Below are 23,171 nucleotides of genomic sequence, written 5' to 3'. Positions count from 1 at the left end.
GCCTCTTCCGGCCGGCATCGCCAATCTAGGCGGCCTTTACGGCGATGGCCTGCACCACCGCCCCCAGCCCCGTGTGATAAACGCCTTCCACCACGTTGCGCTCCAGCTCCTCGAGGTGGATAAACCGCAAACCATCCAAATCCGCCAGCAACGACGCCTTGGTGGTCATGGCATCCGCCGACTTGCCGCCGCCGGTGTCGTGGAGCAACTGCTCCGGCGTGTAAGCCTCCAACAGGAATACCCCGCCCGGCTTGAGCCCGGCGACCGCCGCTTTGTACAAGCGACTGCGCAGCGCCGACGGCAACGGGCAGAAAATGGACACGATGCCGTCCCAGGCATTGTCGCCGATTGCGTACTCCGCCAAATCGGCGTGCACCCACTCGACCTCAACGCCATGCTCCCCGGCGAGCTTTTCCGCCTTTTTCAGCCCCACCGCCGAGCCGTCGACCGCGGTAACCGAATAGCCCTGTTCCGCCAAAAACACCGCGTTGCGCCCTTCCCCTTCGGCCAAGCTCAGCACCCTGCCCTTGGGAATGGCCCGGTAATTTTCCGCCAGAAACTGATTCGGCTCTTTGCTGTAGGCATACTCCTCGGCGCTGTATCGTTCATCCCACATGGGTTTCTCTTTAGTCGGTGATTCTTCGGCAAGTAGCCCGTATGAAGCGCAGCGTAATACGGGGCGGTGCGCGAGACCAAACCCCGGATTCCGCTGCGCTCCATCCGGGCTACGCGGCTGTGCGCTCGCCATCCGCGTTAGAAGGTAGGGCGTCAATAGTGGTCCTCCGCGTATTGCGCCGCAAGGGTAGCACCTACATACGGCGCATTACGCTAAGCTAATGCGCCCTATATCAATACGACTTACGAGTTGAAGACCAACCCCAAATCGCAACGGCATTTGTTGGGTTACGCGGAGGACCGCTAACCCAACCTACGAGCTCGAGCGAAGGGTTAGCCGTCATTCTCTCCAGCCGCCATTGCTTGCTCGATGAGACGCTGACGAATTGCGGTGAGTTGCTCAATACCTAGGACGGCGCGGAGCCTTTGTTCGACGGCCTCAATGGTGACGTCTGTGCGATCAGCGGTAGGTAGCTTTGCCTCGCCAAGAGCCATGACTTCTTTGAACACCTCATACATCTCGTTGATCGCCTTCGGGCGCTCTGGGTCGTTGGTTCCACGCAACGCCTCAACGAGATACGAGGAGGCTCCAATCTTGCGGAGTGCGGCCTCGAACGGGACAAGCCCGTCCAGGATTCCCTTGGTCAACCAAGCAGAGTACTGGCTCTTCAACTGAACCAGCTTGGAGGCATGTTCAAGTGCTTTCTGCGTCGGTCCCTCCTTGAAGAGCGTTCCAACGGTCAGATGCACTTCAGCCATGTACTTCTCGCAAAATTCGGCGTGCTTGTCGAAAGCTTTGCTTGCCATGTGTGACGCTGCACCAAGACTGAAAGCTTGCTGTTGCTGCTGCAGGAGCAACTGGCGCTCAAAGGCGGCTTGGTCGCGAAACACCTGGAACAGTGCGGCGAAGAGTGCTCCGAGGGCGGGCACCGCTGAGATCGCTTGGAGTGCGCTGTATGCGGGAACGACTGAAGCGACCAGGGCTGAGCCTATAAACACAAACAGTAGAACGAGGTATACGCTCGGGCGGTGCTTCATGACGGCTAACCGTTGATTAAGCAAAATCTTGTACAACGGCGCTATACGGAATCCGTTTAGCACCGATATACCGGAATATTTCGACTGAACCAGCACGCCAAACGGGCGGCGAAAGACAGGAAATGGTGTGCATGATGTCCGTCTCCTTACGGTTGGCCAGCCGGCGAAGCCGGCGGATTGGAATTCCCTGGGAGTATACGGCGAGAGCCGAAGTCGATGGAAGACCGCGGCGGCTTACCTCCTTGTAGTCTGGATGCCGATGATCCGTGCCGGCATGAGGACTTAGACCTTGCGGTAGAGAATATCCCACACGCCGTGACCGAGCCTGCGGCCACGCTGTTCGAACTTGGTGCCGGGGCGCAGGGCTTCGCCGTCGACGAAATCGCCTTCGGAGGCGGCGTTGGCCAGCAAAGGGCAGGCTTTGAGCACTTCCAGCATGTGCTGGGCGTATTGTTCCCAGTCGGTGGCGGCGTGGAAGGTGCCGTCCTGTTTCAGCTTGCGCGCCACGAGGTTGACGAAGCGGTCGTTGACGATGCGGCGCTTGTGGTGGCGGCTTTTCGGCCAGGGGTCGGGGAAGTAGAGTTGCACGCCGCTAAGGGTTCCGTCGGGGATGCAGTGCTCCAGCACTTCCAGGGCGTCGTGGCGGTAGAGGCGCAGGTTTTCCACGCCCTGCCGGCCGATGCCCATCAGGCAGTGGCCAACGCCGGGGCGGTGGACTTCGATGCCGATGTAGTTTTTGTCCGGGTTGGCGGCGGCGTGTTCCACCAGGCTGTCGCCGTTGCCGAAGCCGATCTCCAGCACCAGGGGCGCCCTGCGGCCGAAAGCGGCCTCGGCGTCCAGGGGCTGGGCCGGGTCCAAGCCGTAGACGGGCCACAGCTTGTCCAGCGCTTCCTGCTGGGCGACGGTGATGCGGCCGTCGCGCAGCACGAAGCTGCGGATACGCCGGTGGAAAGGCTGCTCCGTGCCGACGACTTCGTCCGCCATCAGAAGAACGTGCCGCTGATGGGGGAAGAGGCCGAGGCGTAGCGCTTGCGCGGCATGCGGCCAGCCAGGAACGCTTCGCGGCCGGCTTCGATGGCTTTCTTCATGGCCGAGGCCATCAGCACCGGTTTTTGCGCTTCGGCGATGGCGGTGTTCATCAGCACGCCGTGGCAGCCCAGTTCCATGGCGATGGCGGCGTCCGAGGCGGTGCCGACGCCGGCGTCCACCAGGATAGGCACGTTGGCGTTTTCCAGGATGGTGAGGATGTTGTAGGGGTTGCGGATGCCCAGGCCCGAACCGATCGGCGCCGCCAGCGGCATCACCGCCACGCAGCCGATTTCTTCCAGGCGCTTGGCGATGACCGGGTCGTCGCTGGTGTAGACCATCACGTCGAAGCCGTCCGCCACCAGGGTCTTGGCCGCCTCGATGGTGGCGACCACGTCGGGGTACAGCGTTTTCTGGTCGCCCAGCACTTCCAGCTTCACCAGTTTGTGGCCGCCCAGCAGCTCCCGCGCCAGACGGCAGGTGCGCACCGCGTCTTCGGCGGTGTAGCAGCCGGCGGTGTTGGGCAGGATGGTGTAGCGATCCGGGGGGATCACGTCGAGCAGGTTGGGCTCGTTGGCGTTCTGGCCGATGTTGCTGCGGCGGATGGCGACGGTGACGATTTCGGCGCCGGAAGCCTCGGTGGCGAGGCGGGTTTCTTCCAAATCCTTGTATTTGCCGCTGCCTACCAGGAGGCGCGAGCGATAGGCTTTGCCGGCGATGACCAGGGGGTCGCCTTGGCCGCCGCCGATTGCGTGTACGATTTCCACTTGATCTCCCGATTGCAGGGTTCGGCTTTGATATTGGCCGTGGGGCACGATTTCCCGATTGAGTTCCACGGCGATGCGGCGCTGCGTCAGATCCAGCTGGGCGATCAAGTCCGCCAGGGTGGCGCCGTCCGCCACGGCGGTGGCTAGTCCGTTGACCTGAATTTCCATGGCGCTCACCCGTTGCGGCGCCGGCGCACGGCGTCGGCCAACTCGTTCAACAGGACGACGGTGTCGTCCCAGCCCAGGCAGGCGTCGGTGATGCTCTGGCCGTAGACCAGTTCGCTGCGGGGCTTGGGCGCTTGGTTGCCCGCCACTAGGTGGCTTTCCGCCATGATGCCGAATATGCGCTGGTCGCCGCCGGCGATCTGGCCGGCCACGTCGCGGCCCACGTCCATTTGCCGCTGGTACTGCTTGAGGCAGTTGGCGTGGCTGAAGTCGATCATGATGTTGGGCGGCAGTCCGGCCGCTTCCAGGGCCTTGGCGGCGGCGTCCACGCCGGCCGCGTCGTAGTTGGGCTGCTTGCCGCCGCGCAGGATGATGTGGCTGTCCACGTTGCCGGTGGTGGAGAAAATCGCCGAATGGCCGGCCTTGGTCAAGGACAGGAAATGGTGCGGACGCTGCGCCGCGCCGATGGCATCCGCGGCTACTTTGACGCTGCCGTCGGTGGCGTTCTTGAAGCCCACCGGACAGGACAGGCCGGACGCCAGCTCGCGGTGCACCTGGCTTTCCGTGGTGCGGGCGCCGATGGCGCCCCAGGCGATCAGATCGGATACGTATTGGGGCGTAATCAAGTCCAGGTATTCGGTGGCCGCCGGCATGCCCATGTCGCTCAGCTCCAGCAGCAGCTTGCGCGCCAGGCGCAGGCCTTTGTTGATGTTGAAGCTTTCGTTGAGATCAGGATCGTTGATGAGGCCTTTCCAGCCCACCGTGGTGCGCGGCTTTTCGAAGTAGACGCGCATGACGATGACCAGGTCGCGCTCCAGCAGCCGGCGTTGTTCCAGCAAGCGGCGGCCGTATTCCAGGGCGGCGTCGGGATCGTGGATGGAGCACGGGCCGACGATCACCAGCAGGCGGTCGTCCTCGCCCTGCAGGATGCGGTGGATGGCGTGACGCGCCTCCGACACCGTGCGGGCGGCAGATTCGGTGATGGGATATTCGCGGTGGGCTTCGACGGGGGCGATGACTTCCTTGATCTCGCAAATGCGCAGATCGTCCGTGGCGAATGAGTTCGGCCTGTCGGCCTGGTTGGACAAGGGTTTCATGATGACGGCTCAGCCCGGGGCACTGGTTTGGTCCGGCGACGGTTTTGATGTTATTGCTGTCGCGCAAAACGCCTATTATGCCACGGCGCGGGCCCCGGCCGGTATCGGGCGGGCCCGGCCCCTATTCTTCCTCGTACGCTTCTTGCGCCGGAGGGGTGTCCAGCCAGGCGGGCAAGGCGCTGCCGCGCAGCCGCGCGGCGGCGAAATCCACCGTTTTGGCGATCGCCGCCGCGCCGGCCACGGCGATGGCGTCGAAGATGCAGTAGCCCGCCGAAATGCCGCAAGGCGGATTGGCTTGGGACAGCCCGAAAAACGGCCATTGGGTTGCCCAGGCCCAATTGCCGTAGAAGGTGCCGACCAGTTCCAGGTAGGTGGTGATGAAGAAGGCCGCCACATACAGCGGATGCGTCCGGCCCACCAGGATGAAGACGAACAACAAGGCGAACAGCGCCGCCCCGCCCATGTCGCCTCGCTCGGCGAAAAACAGGCCCCAGGCCGCCCAGGCGGTGCCACCGATCAGCGCCAGATTGGTCAGCCAGGCGTGGTGGCGGCGGAAGTAGTCGCTGCGCCCCAGCGCCGCCGCCGCCAGGTAAACCATGCCGTGGCCGGGGGAGACATACAGGGGCACGTTCTCGAAGCGATAGGAATAGAAGTGCCAATGGGGCGAAAACAGGTATTCGGCGGCGGTGGCGATGCCGACGACGATGGCCGCCTGGATGCGCACGTGCCAGGTTTCGCCTTTCATCAGGCCTAGCAAAATGCCCCAGGCCAACACGCCCAGCGCCTGCTGCAACGGCAGGGTGGCGACGGAATCCACCAGCAGGCCCAGCCCGGCGGCGGCGCAGACGACGGCCACCACGACCAGGTCGCGGGGCGTTTTACGCAGTACGGAGAACGATACGGCCACGAGAAAACCCTATTGTATGGAAATCGGCCTCACGGCCCTCTTTTCAGCGCGAAGCTCAAGCCTTCGCCCGCCTCGTCCCCCAGGCAGATCACCGAATGCCAGACGCAAGTGTCCAAGGAATACTGCGGCATCAGCAAAACGTCGCCGGGGCGCAGCACGTAGGCGTAGCCCCGCTCGATCAAGTGGCGGAAGAAATCCGGGGTGCGGTCCAGCAATTGCTCGGCCAGTTCGTGATCGCGCTCTTCCAAGTAGCAGGCCAGGGCCTGCCGGTCCTTGGCCAGTGCCCGCAGATCTCCCCACTGCTCCGCCGGCGCGGCGGCCAAATAGGCGTCGATTTCGTCCAGCAACTTGGGCTTGGACAGGGCCAACCAAAAAGTGGAACCGCTCATTTGGGCGAACACCACGCCGTCGTGACCGCGCTCCACGTCGTGGTGCATCTGGGCGCCGCCGTTGGGGGCGTTGAAGTAGACGATGCGTTCGGCGAAGGCCAGTCGCTCGCAATCCAACATGTGGGCCAGCAGGGCGTTCAATCCGGCGTGCGCCGTGACGGCGGCCGACTCGGGAAAGATGGCGTCCGTCAGCTTGGCGGCCCACATTTGCCGCTCGGGATCGGCCGCCACGTCTTCGTAGCCCTCCATGCCGAAGGAAAAGCGGAATCGCAGGCTGGCGTCGTCGTCCTCGAAAGACAGCCAAGACGCTTTGCACCATAGGTCGTCGGCCGCCAGTTCGTCATTTTGCCAAGCATCGAAATAAACCTTCTCGATGCCCTGGTCGTCGTGTTCCTCGTAGCTGGTGCCGGTCAGGGCGAATTCGGGCGGCAGGCGGCGGGCGTAGGGCTCGCCCTCGAACGACTCGGCCACGTCGCTTCCTTCCAGGGTTTGCTCCATCAGGCGGTGGGCTTGCGCGATGTCCTGTTCGAAACCGGGCAGCGTGTCGGCCAGGATGCCCGGCAGCATAACGGCTTCGTTGTTGCGCCACGCCGCCCGCACCCGATCGGCGTCCGGCATCGGAGGCTCGCCCGCCGACTCGATCCAGCCGTAGCTCAAGCCGCGCCGCAGCAGCGGCTGCGCCCGGGGGCCGGCGTCTTGTTGCGTCGCAAAATAACGAATCGTCATGGATGAATGTTCTCGCGTCGGTTTGCCGTCCCGCCGGGGGACGGCCCAGGATCAAAACACCATGCCGCCGGAAGGGGCGATGATGTCCAGCATATCGAACAACTCGAGGTTGGCTTCCTGCACCACGGGCGCGATGGCCGCCGCTTCCAGGCCGCTCATCTCCCAGGCCTTGGGCGATATGGGCGAATAGGCCAACGGCGCGGCGCCGCGGCGGCTGGGTTCCACGCCGTCGGCGATGGCGTTGGCCATGTGCACCAAGCAAGCTTCCAGCATGTATTCCGGCGCCAGTTCCGGCGCGTGATGGTAGCGCACCGGCATCCACAGGCTCTCCGGCAACTGCCAATAGCGCATGAGTTCCGCCCCCACCTCGCTATGGTCGTGCCCCAGCAGCTTTTGCTCCATCTGGCAGCGGTGGTGCGGATATTTCGGCAGCAGGGCGACCACCTTGCGCATGGCGTCGGGCGCTTGGTGGGCCAGCACCAACTGCCCCACGTCGTGGAGCAGGCCGGCGACGAACAGGCGATCCACCGAGGGCAGCTTGCAGAGCTTGCCCAGTTGCTTGGCGACAATGCCGGTAAATACGCTGTGGTGCCAATAGGCGGCCATGTCCACCAAATCGGACGGCGGCTTTTGGAAGGCGTTTCCCACCGACGACGCCAGGGCGAGCATGCGCAGTTCCTGCATCCCCAGGATGCTGACGGCGCGCGCCACGGAATCCACCGGATTGCGCATGGCGTATACCGGGCTGTTGACGAAACGCAGCAGGCGCGCGGTCAGCGCCGGATCGTGGCTGATGACCTCGCCCAATTGGGCGGCGGTGGTGTGGGGATTGTTGAGCATCTGGCTGATGCGGAAATAAGCCTGCGGCAGGGACACCAGGTTGGAGACCCCCGCGACCATTTCCTTGATGTCCAACGGCTTCGGTTTGAACCACATGCCCGCAATCCCTCCTAGTCGGCACGGCTGGCTTTTTCCTCCAGTCCCGACAGCCCGAAACGGCGTTGCAATTCCGCCAGCACCAACTCCGGCCCCAGCCCTTGCTGGGCCAGCAGGACCATGCTGTGGAACCAAAGGTCGGCGGCTTCGTAGATCACCTGGTCCTTGTCGCCGCCCTTGCCGGCGATAACCAGCTCGGTGGCCTCTTCGCCGATTTTTTTCAGGATGGTGTCCAGCCCCTTGTGATACAGGGAAGCCACGTAGGATTGCTTGGGATCCTGGCTTTTGCGCTGCTCCAGCACAGCGGCGAGTTGGCGTAATACGTCGTCGTTCATGACTATTGATAGATGGCCTTGGGGTCTTTTAATACCGGCTCCACCGTCGCCCATCGCCCTTCTTTGAAGCTGCGGTAGAAGCAATGGTGGCGGCCGGTATGGCAGGCAATGCCGCCCGCCTGTTCGACGAGCAGCAGGATGACGTCGCCGTCGCAATCCAGGCGGATATCATGGACTTTTTGCCGATGGCCGGACTCCTCGCCCTTGCGCCACAGGCGCTGGCGGGAACGCGACCAATAAACGGCGTAACCTTCCGCCACCGTCAAGCTCAGCGCTTCGCGGTTCATCCACGCCACCATCAAAATCTGGCCGCTGCCGACTTCCTGGGCCACGGCGGTCACCAAGCCGTTGCCGTCCCAGCAGACATCTTCCAACCAATCGCCGCTCATGGCAAACGTACCTCGATGCCGCGCTCCGCCATGCGCTCCTTGGCCTGGCGCACGGTGTATTCGCCGAAATGAAAAATACTCGCCGCGAGTACGGCGTCCGCCTTGCCTTGGGTGATGCCGTCGGCCAAATGATCCAGGTTGCCGACGCCGCCGGACGCGATCACCGGCACGGCCACCGCTTCGGACACGGCGCGGGTCAGGGGCAAGTCGAACCCCGCCTTGGTGCCGTCGCGATCCATGCTGGTCAGCAAAATTTCGCCGGCGCCGTATTCCACCATCCGTTTGGCCCACTGCACCGCGTCCAAACCGGTGGGCTTGCGGCCGCCGTGGGTAAAGATTTCCCAGCGATCCGCCTCGCCCGGCTGGCTGACCTTTTTCGCGTCGATGGCCACTACGATGCACTGGGCGCCGAATTTTTCCGCCGCTTCGCGCACGAACTCCGGATTGAACACGGCGGCCGTATTGATGCCGACCTTGTCGGCGCCGGCGTTCAGCATGCGGCGGATGTCCTCCAGGGTGCGGATGCCGCCGCCCACGGTGAGGGGAATGAACACCTGCCCCGCCACCTGCTCCACCACGTGCACCATGGTGGCGCGATTGTCGGAGCTGGCGGTGATGTCCAGAAAGGTCAGCTCGTCGGCGCCTTCGGCGTCGTAGCGACGGGCGATTTCCACCGGGTCGCCCGCGTCGCGGATATCGACGAATTTGACGCCTTTGACCACCCGGCCGTTGTCCACGTCCAGGCAAGGAATGATGCGCTTGGCTAAACCCATGTTGTTACCGTTTCAGTCGCGTCGGAGGCGCATCGGGCTCCCCCGACGAAAGGCGGGGGAGCGTGGCCGCGTCAATAAGTTTCGGCCAGCTTGAGGGCTTCGGAGAAATCCAGCGTGCCTTCGTAGATGGCGCGGCCGGTGATTGCGCCGATGACGCCGTCGCCCACCACGGCGCCCAAGGCGCGGATGTCGTCCATATTGGTGATGCCACCGGAGGCGATGACCGGGATGTTGATGGCCCGCGCCAGCCGCGCCGTGGCTTCCACGTTGACGCCCTGCATCATGCCGTCGCGGCTGATGTCGGTGTAGATGATGGCTTCGACGCCGTCGTCCTCGAACTTTTTCGCCAAGTCGATCACGTCGTGCTGGGACAGCTTCGACCAGCCGTCGATGGCGACCTTGCCGTCCTGGGCATCCAGGCCGACGATGATGTGGCCGGGAAACTCCACGCCGATTTCGCGGACGAAATGGGGGGCGGTAACCGCCTTGGTGCCGATGATGACGTAGCTTACGCCCGCATCGATATAAGCCTGGATGGTGTCCTCGTCCCTGATGCCGCCACCCACCTGGAGGCGCACGTCGGGATAGGCCTCGGCGATGGCGTGAATGACGTCGGCGTTGCGCGGCCGACCGGCCACCGCACCGTCCAAATCCACCAGATGCAGACGCTTGGTGCCCGCCTCCACCCAACGTCCAGCCATGGCCACGGGGTCTTCGGAGAATACGGTGTCGTCGTCCATGCGCCCCTGGCGCAGGCGCACACACTTGCCATCTTTCAAGTCAATCGCCGGTATCAGCAACATACGGACCTCGAAGCCTCGCTTACGATAAGGAAACGCTATGCGTTCAATGTTATCAACAGGTGCCGTCCCACCCAAGGAAATTCTCCAGCAGGCGCAGACCGGCATGCTGGCTTTTTTCCGGGTGAAATTGCACCGCGAACAGATTGCCCTTCGCCAATGCACAAGCGAACGGCGTGGGGTAATCCGAAGTGGCGGCCACCGTGGACGCGTCCTCCGGCCGAGCGTAGTAGCTGTGCACGAAATAAAAACGGCTGTCCTGGGCAATGCCTTGCCACAGCGGGTGTTCGCCGAGCTGCCGCACGGTGTTCCAACCCATGTGGGGGATTTTTAGCGGCTCTCCCTGCGCGTCGCGCAGGTCGTCGGCAAAACGCACGACGCGCCCCGGCAATATGCCGAGTCCCGCGACGCCCTCGTTTTCTTCGCTGAAGTCCAACAGCGCTTGCATCCCCAGGCAGATGCCGAGAAAAGGCTTTTCCGCCGCCGCCTGGCGCAAGGTGTCTTCCAAATCCAGTTCCCGCAGCGCGTGCATGCAGTCGCGAATGGCGCCGACGCCGGGAAACACGACGCGCCCGGCGGCCTGGATCAGCGCTTTGTCGTGGGTAATGCGAATGTCGGCTCCGGGCGCAACGCGCTGCAAAGCCTTGGCGATGGAATGGAGGTTTCCCATTCCGTAGTCGACTACGGCGACGGTGGACATAATATTGCGGCTTAAGAGTTACAAACTGCCTTTAGTGGAAGGCATGGCGCCTTGCATGCGTTCGTCGGCTTCCACGGCGTTGCGCAGGGCGCGGCCGAAGGCCTTGAAGATGGTTTCCGCGATGTGGTGGGAATTGACGCCTTTGAGGTTGTCGATGTGCACCGTGGCGCGGGCGTGGTTGGCGAATCCCTGGAAAAACTCGCGGAATAAATCGGTCTCAAACTGGCCGATGTGCTCGCGGGGAAACGTCACGCCGTAAAACAGGCCGGGACGCCCGGAAAAATCGATCACCACTCGCGACAGCGCTTCGTCCAAAGGCACGTAGGCATGGCCGTAACGCCGAATGCCCTTGCGGTCGCCCAACGCTTGGTCGAAAGCCTGGCCCAGGGTTATGCCCACGTCCTCCACCATATGGTGGGCGTCGATATGCAGATCCCCTTCGGCTTGCACGTCCAGGTCCATTACCCCGTGACGCGCCACCTGGTCGAGCATGTGCTCCAAAAACGGAACGCCGGTAGCGAAACGGCCTTGGCCGCCGCCATCCAGATCTAGGCGTACCTGGATGCGGGTTTCCAACGTGTTTCTTGCGACTTCCGCGATTCGTCCCATGATTGCCATTGGCTAAAAATATGATCAAACGAAGGGCTGCGCCCCTATGCCGGGCATGATAACCGTCCCGGCAGGGAATGCCAAACCCGGCGAAGGCTTACACGGTTTGTAAGCCTAGGCTTACATAAACTTCAGCTTAGGCTTGCATACATACGCTGGCGATACGATCACAATAGAACCGTCGCCAAACCGCGGGATAAGGAATTTCTAGGAGTCTTTGACAGGAAGTCCCCAAGGATCGGGTCAGTTCTGCCAACCAAGCAGGCGATGGTTACCCCAGCGGATAGGATGCCCGCTGGGGTTTTTTATTGCCGTCGACTTTCGTAACGCTTATCCCCGCTCGCGCAATGCCTGCTCGGCTTTGCCGTGAATCCCGCCGAAGCCGCCGTTGCTCATGAATATCACGTGGTCGCCCGGCTTCGCTTCCAGGCACACATGCCGCACCATGGCATCGATATCGTCATAGATTTCGATATTGTCGGCCGCCCCGACCGCCGACGACAAATCCCACGCCAGCGCCTGCGGACGATAGAGCAGCGCGCGGTCGGCCGTACGCAGGCTTTCCCCCAAAGCGGCGCCGTGCACGCCCAGTCGCATGGTATTGGAACGCGGCTCCAGCACGGCAATGATGCGATCTTTGCCCACCCGAGCGCGTAGGGCTTCCAGGGTTGCGCGCACCGCTGTCGGATGGTGGGCGAAGTCGTCGTAGAGGGAAACGCCGTCCACCTGCGCGCGCAACTCCAGCCGCCGCTTGATTCCCTGAAAGCGCGCCAGGGCTTGCAATGCCCTCTCCGGCTCCACGCCCGCATGACTGGCGGCCGCCAAGGCGGACAGGGCGTTCATGACGTTGTGGCGTCCCACCATGGACCACGCCACCTCTCCCAACGGCCTGCCTCGCAAGGAAACGGCGAACTTGCCGCCGTCCTCGCTGAGCAACTGCGCCGACCAATCGGATTCGCCGCTGTTTAGAGCGGTACGCTGTACCGGCGTCCAACAGCCCATGGCCAAGGTTTCGTCTAGGGCCGCGTCGTTCTGCGGAGCGATCAACAAGCCGTTGCCTGGCACCGTGCGCACCAAGTGGTGGAATTGGCGCTGAATGTCGGTTAAATCCGGAAAAATATCGGCGTGGTCGTATTCCAGGTTGTTCAGGACGGCGGTACGCGGCCGGTAATGGACGAACTTGGAACGCTTGTCGAAAAACGCCGTGTCGTATTCGTCGGCCTCCACCACGAAGTGGGGCCCGCTCCCCAAGCGTGCCGAGAGGCCGAAGTTTTGAGGAATCCCGCCCACCAGAAAGCCAGGATCGTAGCCGCAATCCTCCAATATCCAGGCGAGCAGGCTCGTGGTGGTGGTCTTGCCGTGGGTTCCGGCGACGGCCAGCACCCAGCGATCTTTCAGTACGTGTTCGTAGAGCCACTGGGGACCGGACACGTACGGCAGCCCTCGTTCCAGCACCGCCTCCACTTCCGCGTTGCCGCGCGACATGGCGTTGCCCACCACAACCAGGTCCGGCGCCGGGTCGAGATTCTCCGCGCGATATCCCTCCATCAAGCGAATGCCCTGGCTTTGCAATTGGGTGCTCATGGGGGGATAGACGTTTTGGTCGGATCCGCTGACACGATAGCCCAGTTGCTGGGCCAGCACCGCCAAGCCGCCCATAAACGTGCCGCAGACGCCCAATATGTGAATGTGTTTAGGTTGGCTCATGTTCTTAATTTCGCGCTTCGCTATGGGTCATTTTTTCGGCGGCGGGGCTTTGGCGCCGGCCGCCCCTGGACCGTCTTTTTTGTCCCCGGCGGTCGCTGGAGCTTTGGCTCCTCCCTTGCCTTTATCCTTGGGATCTTTGACTTCCTCTGGGGGAGGCTCTTGCTCCTTCGCTTTGGCGCCGGCTTTTTCCAATAGTCCGACGATAAGTTTGTTGCCGGTTTTTTTCGCTTTCTCCAGTACCATTTCGCCGCCCGCATCGGCGCCGTTCACATCGGCGCCGGCATTGATCAGCAGGGTCACCAACTGGTGCTCGCCGTAGATCACGGCGTCCATGAGTGCGGTGATCCCTCGCGGATCGGCCATCTTTACGTCGGCGCCGTATGCCAACAACGCCTTCGCGACGCGTTGGTTGCCGTGCGCGGCGGCCAGCATCAGCGACGTGCGGCCCGCGGCGGTCTTGGCATTCACGTCCATGCCTTGCGCCAATGCGGTTTCGACACGGCTCACGTTTCCCTGCGTTACCGCCAACCATAGGTCTTCGTTGAGACTCCCGCCGCCGCCGGCGCCGTCCTCGGCATAGGCGGCCATGGCCACGCTTAACAATACGGCCAGGACGATCCCGCCCCGGGGTTTCGCGCCCTGCCCGGCTATTCGGTTAAAATGCAACATAACTAGTCTGCGCTTCTCATCGGGTGGGGTGTTCCATGAAGGATCAAAAGCATAGCATTGTCGTAGAGGCGGTTAGTAAATTCGTGGACTCCGATTCGGAGCCGGTAGCCGGCCGCTACGTGTTCGTTTATACCATCACCATCAGCAATCGAGGCGAAGTCCCAGCGCGGCTGTTGTCCCGGCGCTGGCTGATCACGGACGCCCACGGCAGGGAGCAGGAAGTTCAGGGCGACGGCGTGGTCGGCGTGCAGCCTTATTTACAGCCCGGCGAATCGTTTCGTTATTCCAGTTCAGCCATGATCGCTACCCCGGTCGGTATTATGAAGGGTAGCTACGCTATGGTGACCGACGATGGGGAGCGCTTCGACACCGAGATACCGGCGTTCACGCTGGCCATTCCTCGTACGCTGCACTAGCCCCACATGGCGCTCTACGCCATCGGCGATATCCAGGGCTGTTACACCTCGCTGCTCCGCCTACTGGATAAGCTCTCCTTCGATCCCACCGCGGACCGGCTCTGGTTCACCGGCGATCTGGTCAACCGGGGACCCCACTCTCTCGACACGCTTCGTTTCGTCAAGCAATTGGGCGACGCGGCCGTCACGGTGCTGGGCAACCACGACCTGCACTTGCTGGCGGTCGCCGCGCGGAAGCGCAAGCCGCACCGGAAGGACACCCTGGACGAGGTGCTCGCCGCGCCCGACGTAGACGAGCTGCTGGACTGGCTGCGGCGACGGCCGTTGCTGCATTGGCAAGCACCCTACTGCCTGGTGCATGCCGGCCTGCCTCCCCAATGGGACTTGGCGACGGCCGCAAGCTGCGCCGCGGAAGTCGAAGCCGTGTTGCGGAGCGACAACTACCAAGCGTTCTTCGACCACATGTACGGCGACGTGCCCTATCAATGGTCTCCGCAACTCGAAGGCTGGGAACGGCTGCGTTTCGTCACGAACTGCCTCACCCGGTTACGCTATTGCGACAAGGACGGAAGGCTGGATTTGACGTTCAAGGGGGCTCCGTCCACTCAGGACGCTCATCTTGCTCCCTGGTTCGCCGCGCCCAATCGCCGCAACCGCGAAACGGAAATTGTATTCGGCCATTGGTCGACCCTGGGCTTTTACGCAGGCGACGGCTGTTACTGTCTGGATAGCGGCTGTCTGTGGGGAGGAGAGCTCACGGCGCTGCGCTTGGACGGTGAAAAGCGCCGCACCAGCGTCTCGTGCCGCGCCTCGCTGCCGCCAGGTTCCGTTAACACTTAAACGATCCCTCGCCCTCTCCTCGCTCCAGAACCAAATAGCAATAGCGGTAAGGGTTTTGCGCGTCCGGCTCGTGGCATTGCCGTCCCTGCTCTCGCCACGCGTCCTGGTCGTAAGTCGGAAAGTAAGTGTCTCCCTCGAAGTCCGCGTCCACCAGCGTCAGGTAAAGACGGCTCGCCTGGGCGAGGGTTTGCGCATACAGTTCCGCGCCGCCGATCACCATCACTTCATCCGCATCCGCCGCTTTCCAGGCGGACTCCAGGCTGTCCACGACGGTGCATCCGTCGGCGCGGTAGTCCGCGTTGCGGGTCACCACGATGTTGTGTCGTCCCGGCAGAGGGCGGCCGATGGACTCGTGGGTGCGCCGCCCCATGACGATCGGCTTGCCCCACGTAAGCGCCCGGAAGTATTTGAGGTCTTCTGGCAGACGCCAGGGCAGGCGATTGTCGATGCCGATCACCCGATTGCGCGACATTGCCACTACCAGGGAAATTCGCATCTTCGCCTCTCCTTACACCGCGACCGGTGCGGAAATATGCGGATGCGCCCGGTAATCGTCCAAGGTGAAATCGTCGTAGGCGAATTGGAACAGGTCGGTGACTTCTGGATTGAGGCGCATGGTCGGCGGCGGATACGGCTCTCGGCTGAGTTGCAGATCCGCCTGCTCGAGATGATTCAAATACAAATGCACGTCGCCGAACGTGTGTATGAAATGCCCCGGTTGCAGCCCGCTCGCTTGCGCCACCATCATGGTCAGTAAGGCGTAGGAGGCGATATTGAAAGGCACGCCGAGGAACACGTCCGCTGAGCGCTGGTACAGCTGGCAGCTAAGACGGCCGTCGGCGACGTAAAATTGGAACAAGGCGTGGCACGGCGGCAACGCCATTTGTTCGATATCCGCCACGTTCCATGCCGAAACGATGAGTCGGCGCGAGTCGGGATTGACGCGTAGTTGCTCCATGAGGCCGCGCAGCTGGTCGATATGCCTGCCGTCAGCGGCAGGCCAGGATCGCCATTGATAGCCGTAGACCGGCCCCAATTCGCCGTTGGCGTCGGCCCATTCGTCCCATATGGTCACGCCGTGTTCGTGCAGATAGCGAAGATTGGTGTCTCCCCGCAAGAACCAAATCAGCTCGTGGATGATGGAGCGAAGGTGCAGTTTTTTGGTGGTGAGCAACGGAAATCCCTGAGCCAAATCAAAGCGCATTTGGTGGCCGAACAGGCTCAGGGTACCGGTACCGGTGCGATCGGCTTTGCGCGTGCCGCACTCCCGTACTTGGCGCAGTAAGTCGAGATACTGGCGCATATCAAGTACCGGCTTGGCGGCGGTAAGCGTAGGCCATCAGCGCCACGCCGACGGCGATCATCGGCACGGTCAACAACTGGCCCATGGTCAACCAGCCGAACGCCAAATAGCCCAACTGAGGATCGGGAACGCGCACGAATTCGACGAGAAAGCGGCAGGCGCCGTAGCCAATCATGAACAATCCGCTCACCGCAACGGTGGGCTGTCTATGGCGACTGAAAGCCATCAGCACGGCAAACAACAACACTCCCTCTAGGCCCGCTTCGTAAAGCTGGGAAGGATGGCGCGGCTCCATGCCCGCATCGGGAAAAACGATTCCCCACGGCAGATCCGTAGGCTTTCCCCACAACTCCCCATTAATGAAGTTGCCGATGCGTCCCGTAAAGAGCCCGATGGGCACCATGGGGGCGATGAAGTCGGTCAAAGGGAAAAAACCGATTTTGGTGCTACGCCCCAGCCACCACAACGCGATGAAGACCCCCAGCATGCCTCCGTGAAAAGACATGCCCCCTTGCCACACTTTAAGCAACGCCGCGGGATCGTCCAACAGCACGGGGAAGTTGTAGAACAGCATGTATCCCAAACGCCCTCCCAGCACCACCCCCAGAGCGGCATAGAAAATCATGTCGTCCACGACTTCCGGCGCCCACTCCGGATGTTGCTGCGGGGCTCTCCGCCGAGCCAGCCACCAAGCGCCCAGAATACCGACCACGTACATCAAACCATACCAATGGATCTGCAACGGCCCCAAACTGATGGCTACAGGGTCGATATTCGGATAAGCAATCATGCTGGGTTATACGTCCAGGTTGGCTACTTCAAGGGCATTGCGTTCGATAAAGTCGCGGCGCGGCTCCACCTGATCGCCCATTAGCGTGGTAAACACCTCGTCGGCGGCGATGGCGTCTTCGATGCGCACCTGTAGCAGACGCCGGCTGTTGGAGTCCAGCGTGGTTTCCCAAAGCTGCTCGGGATTCATTTCGCCCAAGCCTTTGTATCGCTGGATCTGCTGCCCCTTGCGGGCTTCTTTCATCAGCCATTCGAACGCCACCGGGAAGTCGGCCACCGGATGGCGCTGCTCGTCCATGGTGATGGTGGCGCCGGACGCGGCGAACAAATCGGTGTTTTCTGCGGCGAAGGCGGCAATACGCGCGTAATCGGTGCTGCGGAAAAACCCGGTCGGCACGGAAAAACTGCGACGCAGGCCGTGCAGGCGACGCTCGACGATCACCAACGGTTCGTCGCCGCTGGTGTCCAGCGTAAACGAGTACACCGGACCCGTCTGGTTTTTATTCAGTTGCAGCATCACTTGCTCATACCACTGACGCTGTTGCTCGACATTGTCGGCATCTTTCAATGGCCGCACCGATATCAACGCGCCGAGGAACTCTTCATCGTAACGACTGGAGAGCCGATGCACCACGGCCAAGGCTTCCAAATAATCGCGCGCCAATTTCTCCAAGGGCGCCCCCTGGATGGGCGGCGCTTCATCGGCGGTGTAGAGCCGGGCTTTTTGCAGGGCCAGTTGCAATAGGTATTGGCTCAACTCACCGTCGTCCTTGACGTAGTGCTCTTGTTTGCCTTTCTTGACCTTGTACAACGGCGGCTGGGCGATGTAGATGTGGCCACGCTCCACCAGTTCCCGCATCTGCCGGTAAAAGAATGTCAGCAGCAAAGTGCGGATATGCGAGCCGTCGACGTCCGCGTCGGTCATGATGATGATGCGGTGATAGCGCAGCTTTTCCGGGTCGTATTCGTCTTTGCCGATTCCGCAGCCGAGGGCGGTAATCAAGGTACCGACTTCTTCCGATGAAATCATGCGGTCGAATCGCGCCCGCTCCACATTGAGGATTTTGCCTTTTAGGGGCAATATCGCTTGGGTACGACGGTCCCGGCCCTGCTTGGCGGAGCCGCCGGCGGAGTCGCCCTCGACGATGAAGAGTTCGGATAAGGCCGGATCTTTTTCCTGACAATCGGCCAGCTTGCCGGGCAGACCGGCGATATCCAGGGCGGATTTTCGTCGCGTCAGCTCTCGCGCCTTGCGAGCGGCTTCGCGGGCCCTGGCGGCTTCCAGCATTTTGTTGGCGATGATTTTGGCGTCGGCCGGATTTTCCAGAAGGTAGGTTTCGAACTGCTCGTTCATGGTGGATTCCACCACCGGCTTTACTTCGGAAGATACCAACTTATCCTTGGTTTGGGACGAGAACTTCGGATCCGGCACTTTCACGGACAATACGGCAGTCAACCCTTCTCGGGCGTCGTCGCCGGAAGTTGGCGTCTTTTGTTTTTTCAGCGCCGCTTGGCTGTCGATGTACTGATTCAAAGTGCGCGTCAACGCTCCGCGAAACCCCGCCAAATGGGTACCGCCGTCGCGTTGCGGAATATTGTTGGTGTAGCAGAAGATGTTTTCCTGGTAGGAGTCGTTCCATTGCATGGCGACTTCCACTTCGATATCGTCTTTTTTCGTCTTGAAACTGAACACCTTGCCGGTCAACGGCGTTTTATTTTTGTTGAGATGCTCGACGAAAGCCCGGATACCGCCTTCGTACTCGAACAAGTCCTCCCGTTCGCTACGCTCGTCGTAAAGATGGATCTTCACCCCGGAATTTAGGAAAGACAACTCTCTCAGGCGCTTGGCGAGAATGTCGTAATGGTATTCCAGGTTATTGGTGAAGGTTTTGGCGCTGGGCTTAAAGCGAATGGTTGTTCCGCTCACGCCCTCGTCTACGTCTCCGACGACGGCAAGAGGCGCCTGCGGCTCGCCCTCGGCGTACTCCTGGCGATAGAGTTTTCCGCCGCGGCGTATCTCCAACCGCAACCATTCGGACAGGGCGTTCACCACGGAAACACCCACCCCGTGCAAGCCGCCGGAGACCTTATAGGCGTTGTCGTCGAATTTGCCGCCGGCGTGCAACACGGTCATGATCACCTCGGCGGCGGAACGGCCCTCTTCCGGGTGCATGTCGACGGGGATACCGCGGCCATCGTCGCTCACGGTGACCGATCCATCGGTGTGCAGCGTTACTTTAACTTCTTTGCAGTATCCAGCCAGGGCCTCGTCGATAGAGTTATCCACTACCTCAAACACCATGTGATGCAGCCCGGTACCGTCATCGGTGTCGCCGATATACATGCCTGGGCGCTTGCGCACCGCATCCAGGCCCTTTAGGACCTTAATGTTTGAGCTATCGTACTGTTCCGTTTCTAGGCTCATTTGCCTCTGCCCTCATGGATTTATGCCGTGTTTGGCCGATGCAACGACGCCATGTTCCACGTGGAACATAGCCGCGTCGGCACCGAAACCAATGCCTTCAAACTGATCCCAACCCGTGCCGGTAACCAGCGCCTGCAAGTCCGATTCTTGCAAATACCCCAACAACCTGCGGCGGTTGATCGTGTCCAACTCGGCAGAAAGATCGTCCACCAACAAACAAACCTCGCCGCCGTCTCCCCGAAACCGCGCCATTCGCGCCTGAGAAACCTTAAGCGCCGCCACGACGAGCTTTAACTGTCCTCGCGACAACACCTGCTTAACCGGATGCCCATCAACCGAGATACGGAAATCCCCTCGATGCGGCCCCACCGACGTATATCCCAAACGACGATCCTTGTCCCGCGAGCGGCCCAATATTTCAGACAACGCCACGCCTGGCGGCCACCCGGCATCGTAAGAAAAATCCACACCACCGAGATCCGCAGCCAAGCGGCTTACCGCGTCGGCGAACCATGGACCGAGCAATTCCACATATTCGCCCCGGAGCCTAGCCAGCGCCTCGCCGTAACGTTCAAGCTCCTTCTCCCAGGTGGCTAACAATCCGGCTGAACCGCCGCCCCGCAACAACGAATTACGCTGTTCGAGACACTTGCCGTAACGACGCCAGCACGACAGAAACGTCGCGCCCCAGGTTTGGAAAGCGCCCCAATCCATGTACTGCCGACGCAGTTCCGGAGACGACTCCAATAAAATTTGTGACGACGGCTGCAACAACACCACCGGCAACAACGCCGCCAATTCCGCTTGCTTTTCGCAGACGCGGCCGTCGACGCGGCGACGGCGCTCAGCGCCGACTACGCTGATATCGATCTGTGTAAAACCCGGGGAAGCCGAGGACCGCAACTGCCCTGCCACCGATAGCGACTTCTCCCCATAGCTAATCAGCCCCCGAACATTTCCGGAACGGAACGACCGACCCTGACTAAGCAAGTGGATGGCTTCCAGCACCGAACTTTTACCGCTGCCGTTAGCACCGACCAGCACGTTCAAGCCGGGAGCAAGCGCAACGTCGGCGTGGCGCACGTTGCGCACCGCCGAAACGATCAGCCGCGCCAGCGCCACAAAATCGTTCCGGCCGCCTCGATTAAAGACGTAGCGGCATTACGACAAAGCGGCTGGCCGCGTCGCCTTCCGACGCGATCACGCAAGCGGTGCTGCCATCGGCGATGCCAAAGCGTATGCTTTCGCCGCCGCAATGGTTCAGCGCATCCATGATGTAGCTGCCGTTATAGGCGGTTTCCAAAGGTTTACCCTGATAATCCACATCGACTACGTCGCTAGCCTCTTCCTGCTCTGGGCTCGTAGCACTTAAGGAAAGGGTGCCGGCGGTGAAGTCGAAACGAACGCTTTTGAATTTTTCCTGGCAAACAACCGACACGCGGGCCAACGCCTGCTTCAGCGATTCTTTATCAACGCTAATCACCCGGCCCACATCGCTGGGAATAACGCGTCGGTAATCCGGGTATTTCGCGTCCACCAACTTCACCGAAAACACCGTATCGCCTATCACCGCGCGCAGCGAATTGCCGCCGAGGGTCAATTCAACCTCACCGGACCAATCGCCCAACAGGCGATGCAATTCGACCACGCCCTTTCGGGGAATAATCACCTGCTTTTGCGCGTTGACCGGCGCATCCAGAATCTGTTCGCTATAGGCGAGGCGATGGCCATCCGACGCCACCGCCCGCAACGCCGTGCCTTCCACTTCCAGCAACAAGCCGTTCAGGTAAAAACGCACGTCCTGCAGCGCCATGGCGAACATGCTCTGCTCCAGCGCCCGCCGCAACTTCGAACCGTCGATAACGAAACGCTCCTCCACCGCCGGGGCTTCGAAGCTTGGGAAATTATCGACCGGCAGAGTCGCCAAGGTGAACCGCGCCTTGCCGGACTGCAACCGCAGCTTATCCCCTTCCACCAACAGACCCACATCGCAGCCATCCGCCAACGAACGGCAAATGTCCAGCAGCTTGCGCCCGGGAGCGGTAACCGCGAGTTGTTCCGAGACCTCGGGCAAGGCCGCCTCGGCGATCAACTCCATTTCCAAATCCGTCGCCGTCAACGACAATCGGCCCTGCTCGCTGTGAATCAGCACATTACCGAGTATGGGCAACGTCTGCTTGCGCTCCACAACGCCCATCACTTTTTGCAGCAGTCCGAGCAAATCCGCTCTGGCGACATTCAATTTCATGGCGACGGCCCTCTTGAACCCTTAATTCAACTCGAAATAACCCGCAGCAAATTGGAGTAATCGTCGGACAAGCGACTGTCGCTCTCCCGCAATTCCTTGATCTTTCGGCAGGCATGAAGCACGGTGGTATGGTCGCGTCCGCCGAAAAACTGGCCGATTTCCGGCAGGCTGTGGCTGGTCAACTCCTTCGCCAACGCCATGGCCAGCTGTCGTGGGCGGGCTACGTTGCGACTGCGACTGCTGGATAGCAAATCGGCGACGCGAATCTTGTAGTACTCCGCCACCGTCTTCTGGATGTTGTCGATATTGACTAGCTTATCCTGCAGCGCGATGAGGTCGCGCAACGCTTCCTTGGCGAAATCGAGGGTGATGGTTTCTCCGGTAAACTGCGAATTGGCGATTACGCGCCGCAACGCCCCTTCCAATTCACGCACGTTGGAGCGAATGCGTTTGCCGATAAAAAACGCCACTTCGTCCGACAACATCACGCCGGAATGGGTCGCCTTGTTTTTCAGAATCGCCACGCGCGTTTCCAAATCCGGCGGCTCCACGGCCACGGGCAACCCCCAGCCGAAGCGCGACTTCAGGCGCTCTTCCAAACCCTTGATTTCTTTTGGATATCTGTCGCACGTAAGCACCATCTGGTGCTTATTTTCCAACAGCGTATTAAAGGTATGAAAAAACTCTTCCTGCGAACGCTCCTTGCCCGCAAAGAATTGGATATCGTCGATCAACAACGCATCGACAGAACGGTAGTGATCTTTGAACGCATTGATAGCGTTATGCTGCAACGCCTTAACCATGTCCGACACAAAGCGCTCGGAATGCAAATACACCACGTTCGCGCCGGGGTTATGCTTGAGGATGTTGTTGCCAATGGCATGCATGAGGTGGGTTTTTCCCAATCCCACGCCGCCGTAGATGAACAGCGGATTGTAGGCGCGGCCGACGTTCTCCGACACCTGGAATGACGCGGCCTTGGCCAATTGGTTGGACTTGCCCTCGACGAAATTTTCGAAGGTAAATGCGGTATTGAGGTTGTTGGGAACCGATTGCCGACGCGCGACACTGGATTTTTTCACCGCCGGCGCCTGCAGCGTCGGCGCAGTCGCAGCGGCCGACGGCTTGCTGCCGATTTCCAGGATGACCGCGGCAGGGGCGTCGCCGCTACCCAGCCCCGCCACCAGCTCTTCGATACGCGGCAAAAAATGCTGCCTCACCCAATCCAACACGAACCGGTTCGGCGCCAGCAGCCTTAACTCGGCCTCGCCCTCAACCGCTTGCAGCGGTCTGATCCAGGTATTGAACTGCTGCGCCGGCAACTCGTTTTGCAACTTGTCGACGCATTGCTCCCAAACGGTCATGCTCCCCCGGGTGTGCACACTGCCTGTCCGAGCGCGCCGAAACGCGCAAATATGCAGAAAATTCGAGGCCTTATAATACTCGAATGCGCCGAAGTTATCCACAACAGCATTGACGTCCGCGCGGCGGCCCCGTATCAT

25 protein-coding genes are annotated in these 23,171 nt (G+C 61.2%); 2 read left to right on the top strand and 23 right to left on the bottom strand.

Annotated elements, in window-relative coordinates:
• Positions 1 to 25: 25 nt before the first annotated feature.
• The 16 genes from K5607_RS00125 to K5607_RS00050 form a co-directional block, all read right to left on the bottom strand.
• On the bottom strand, positions 26 to 616 hold the full coding sequence (locus K5607_RS00125; RefSeq protein ID WP_054774116.1) for an SAM-dependent methyltransferase: 591 nt from the start codon (positions 614 to 616) through the stop codon (positions 26 to 28).
• 332 nt (positions 617 to 948) lie between these two features.
• Entirely contained in the window at positions 949 to 1,653 is a 705-nt protein-coding gene (locus K5607_RS00120; RefSeq protein WP_221047837.1) for a hypothetical protein, read from the bottom strand.
• Positions 1,654 to 1,935: 282 nt separating this feature from the next.
• Positions 1,936 to 2,637 (bottom strand): tRNA (guanosine(46)-N7)-methyltransferase TrmB, encoded by a 702-nt coding sequence (gene trmB / locus K5607_RS00115; protein WP_054774118.1) that lies wholly within the window; start codon positions 2,635 to 2,637, stop codon positions 1,936 to 1,938.
• Positions 2,637 to 3,614 (bottom strand): sulfur carrier protein ThiS, encoded by a 978-nt coding sequence (gene thiS, locus K5607_RS00110; RefSeq protein ID WP_221047836.1) that lies wholly within the window; start codon positions 3,612 to 3,614, stop codon positions 2,637 to 2,639. The genes trmB and thiS overlap by 1 nt, the downstream gene beginning before the upstream one ends.
• A 5-nt stretch (positions 3,615 to 3,619) precedes the next feature.
• Positions 3,620 to 4,708: a 3-deoxy-7-phosphoheptulonate synthase AroG gene (gene aroG / locus K5607_RS00105; RefSeq protein WP_221047835.1), complete on the bottom strand. Its 1,089-nt coding sequence runs from the start codon at positions 4,706 to 4,708 to the stop codon at positions 3,620 to 3,622.
• Between the two features lie 121 nt (positions 4,709 to 4,829).
• A complete protein-coding gene (locus K5607_RS00100; protein WP_221047834.1) occupies positions 4,830 to 5,615 on the bottom strand; it encodes a hypothetical protein in 786 nt (261 codons plus the stop codon).
• Positions 5,616 to 5,644: 29 nt separating this feature from the next.
• Positions 5,645 to 6,730: a hypothetical protein gene (locus tag K5607_RS00095; RefSeq protein WP_221047833.1), complete on the bottom strand. Its 1,086-nt coding sequence runs from the start codon at positions 6,728 to 6,730 to the stop codon at positions 5,645 to 5,647.
• A 51-nt stretch (positions 6,731 to 6,781) separates the two neighbouring features.
• Positions 6,782 to 7,666: an HDOD domain-containing protein gene (locus tag K5607_RS00090; protein ID WP_221047832.1), complete on the bottom strand. Its 885-nt coding sequence runs from the start codon at positions 7,664 to 7,666 to the stop codon at positions 6,782 to 6,784.
• Positions 7,667 to 7,680: 14 nt separating this feature from the next.
• On the bottom strand, positions 7,681 to 8,001 hold the full coding sequence (locus K5607_RS00085; protein ID WP_054772783.1) for a phosphoribosyl-ATP diphosphatase: 321 nt from the start codon (positions 7,999 to 8,001) through the stop codon (positions 7,681 to 7,683).
• A 2-nt stretch (positions 8,002 to 8,003) separates the two neighbouring features.
• Positions 8,004 to 8,390: a phosphoribosyl-AMP cyclohydrolase gene (gene hisI, locus K5607_RS00080; protein WP_054772784.1), complete on the bottom strand. Its 387-nt coding sequence runs from the start codon at positions 8,388 to 8,390 to the stop codon at positions 8,004 to 8,006.
• A complete protein-coding gene (gene hisF / locus K5607_RS00075; RefSeq protein WP_221047831.1) occupies positions 8,387 to 9,163 on the bottom strand; it encodes an imidazole glycerol phosphate synthase subunit HisF in 777 nt (258 codons plus the stop codon). Before hisF ends, hisI begins: the two co-directional genes overlap by 4 nt.
• 71 nt (positions 9,164 to 9,234) lie before the next feature.
• Positions 9,235 to 9,966, bottom strand: coding sequence for a 1-(5-phosphoribosyl)-5-[(5-phosphoribosylamino)methylideneamino]imidazole-4-carboxamide isomerase (gene hisA / locus K5607_RS00070; RefSeq protein WP_054772785.1), 732 nt, complete (start codon positions 9,964 to 9,966; stop codon positions 9,235 to 9,237).
• Positions 9,967 to 10,018: 52 nt separating this feature from the next.
• Positions 10,019 to 10,663 (bottom strand): imidazole glycerol phosphate synthase subunit HisH, encoded by a 645-nt coding sequence (gene hisH / locus K5607_RS00065; RefSeq protein WP_221047830.1) that lies wholly within the window; start codon positions 10,661 to 10,663, stop codon positions 10,019 to 10,021.
• An 18-nt stretch (positions 10,664 to 10,681) separates the two neighbouring features.
• Positions 10,682 to 11,275: an imidazoleglycerol-phosphate dehydratase HisB gene (gene hisB, locus K5607_RS00060; RefSeq protein WP_221048856.1), complete on the bottom strand. Its 594-nt coding sequence runs from the start codon at positions 11,273 to 11,275 to the stop codon at positions 10,682 to 10,684.
• A gap of 327 nt (positions 11,276 to 11,602) precedes the next feature.
• Positions 11,603 to 12,979: a UDP-N-acetylmuramate:L-alanyl-gamma-D-glutamyl-meso-diaminopimelate ligase gene (gene mpl, locus K5607_RS00055; RefSeq protein ID WP_221047829.1), complete on the bottom strand. Its 1,377-nt coding sequence runs from the start codon at positions 12,977 to 12,979 to the stop codon at positions 11,603 to 11,605.
• 27 nt (positions 12,980 to 13,006) lie between these two features.
• Positions 13,007 to 13,567, bottom strand: a complete 561-nt coding sequence (locus K5607_RS00050; RefSeq protein WP_281427723.1) for an ankyrin repeat domain-containing protein — start codon at positions 13,565 to 13,567, stop codon at positions 13,007 to 13,009.
• 116 nt (positions 13,568 to 13,683) lie between these two features.
• On the opposite strand from K5607_RS00050, the gene apaG reads away from it, so the two are divergent.
• On the top strand, positions 13,684 to 14,064 hold the full coding sequence (gene apaG / locus K5607_RS00045) for a Co2+/Mg2+ efflux protein ApaG (protein ID WP_054772787.1): 381 nt from the start codon (positions 13,684 to 13,686) through the stop codon (positions 14,062 to 14,064).
• A 6-nt stretch (positions 14,065 to 14,070) separates the two neighbouring features.
• Entirely contained in the window at positions 14,071 to 14,904 is an 834-nt protein-coding gene (locus K5607_RS00040; RefSeq protein WP_054772788.1) for a symmetrical bis(5'-nucleosyl)-tetraphosphatase, read from the top strand.
• Here the strand turns inward: K5607_RS00040 and folA are convergent.
• From folA to dnaA, 7 genes are read right to left on the bottom strand one after another with little or no spacing between them, the layout of a single operon-like run.
• A complete protein-coding gene (folA, locus tag K5607_RS00035; protein WP_054772789.1) occupies positions 14,894 to 15,400 on the bottom strand; it encodes a type 3 dihydrofolate reductase in 507 nt (168 codons plus the stop codon). The genes K5607_RS00040 and folA overlap by 11 nt on opposite strands.
• 12 nt (positions 15,401 to 15,412) lie before the next feature.
• Entirely contained in the window at positions 15,413 to 16,207 is a 795-nt protein-coding gene (locus K5607_RS00030) for a thymidylate synthase (protein ID WP_221047827.1), read from the bottom strand.
• Position 16,208: 1 nt separating this feature from the next.
• Positions 16,209 to 16,997 (bottom strand): prolipoprotein diacylglyceryl transferase, encoded by a 789-nt coding sequence (gene lgt / locus K5607_RS00025; protein ID WP_054772790.1) that lies wholly within the window; start codon positions 16,995 to 16,997, stop codon positions 16,209 to 16,211.
• Between the two features lie 6 nt (positions 16,998 to 17,003).
• A complete protein-coding gene (gene gyrB, locus K5607_RS00020; RefSeq protein WP_054772791.1) occupies positions 17,004 to 19,421 on the bottom strand; it encodes a DNA topoisomerase (ATP-hydrolyzing) subunit B in 2,418 nt (805 codons plus the stop codon).
• Between the two features lie 12 nt (positions 19,422 to 19,433).
• Positions 19,434 to 20,543 (bottom strand): DNA replication/repair protein RecF, encoded by a 1,110-nt coding sequence (gene recF, locus K5607_RS00015; protein ID WP_221047826.1) that lies wholly within the window; start codon positions 20,541 to 20,543, stop codon positions 19,434 to 19,436.
• 22 nt (positions 20,544 to 20,565) lie between these two features.
• Positions 20,566 to 21,669, bottom strand: a complete 1,104-nt coding sequence (gene dnaN, locus K5607_RS00010) for a DNA polymerase III subunit beta (protein WP_054772794.1) — start codon at positions 21,667 to 21,669, stop codon at positions 20,566 to 20,568.
• A gap of 26 nt (positions 21,670 to 21,695) precedes the next feature.
• Positions 21,696 to 23,033 carry a chromosomal replication initiator protein DnaA gene (gene dnaA / locus K5607_RS00005; RefSeq protein WP_221048855.1) on the bottom strand — a complete coding sequence of 446 codons (1,338 nt, stop codon included), beginning with the start codon at positions 23,031 to 23,033 and terminating at the stop codon, positions 21,696 to 21,698.
• Between the last annotated feature and the right edge of the window lie 138 nt (positions 23,034 to 23,171).

The organism is Methylogaea oryzae (genome assembly GCF_019669985.1).
GTDB lineage: Bacteria > Pseudomonadota > Gammaproteobacteria > Methylococcales > Methylococcaceae > Methylogaea > Methylogaea oryzae.
The sequence above is the reverse complement of the archived record's forward strand: the minus strand, read 5'-3'. Positions and strand labels throughout refer to the sequence as shown.